At 52.8% G+C, this 405-nt stretch carries 1 protein-coding gene; it reads right to left on the bottom strand.

The genetic code is table 11. The features are described from left to right. Nucleotides 1-136: 136 nt before the first annotated feature. A partial coding sequence (locus tag ABD014_RS08135) for a hypothetical protein (RefSeq protein ID WP_343859679.1) occupies nt 137-405 on the bottom strand: 269 nt, incomplete at its 5' end.

Genomic DNA, 405 nt, shown 5'->3' with positions numbered 1-405 from the left:
TATAGCGTTAGACTGCGAATACAGTATTTTACTCGGGTCAGACTCCAGATTTAAGGGGCCGAACCGTTATTGCAGTTTTTCTCTTATTTATAACCGAGTAGCGAGTTGATATTGCTGTTATCGGGATACTGTGAGGTTATCTGATCTTCACAGTATCCTGCCCTAGCATTTGCTCCATCTCGCGGAGCAAATCAGGCGATGGCTTGATGCTGTAGCGATCTGAAAGCGCGAGCAGCTTGCCGGTGCTCTCGTAGAACAGCACCGTGGCCAGTGGGCCAGGATGCAGCTGGAGCAGCTGCTTCAGCTGCACAAGCAGGCCGGCGTTCTCCGCCGCCGCCGTGATCTTGATGAAGACGCGCTGTTCAGCCGTCTTCCGCTCTCGCCATAGGTACGATCCTTCACTGA

Source organism: Paenibacillus motobuensis (assembly GCF_039521865.1).
Classification (GTDB): Bacteria; Bacillota; Bacilli; order Paenibacillales; family Paenibacillaceae; genus Fontibacillus; species Fontibacillus motobuensis.
The sequence above is the reverse complement of the archived record's forward strand: the minus strand, read 5'-3'. Positions and strand labels throughout refer to the sequence as shown.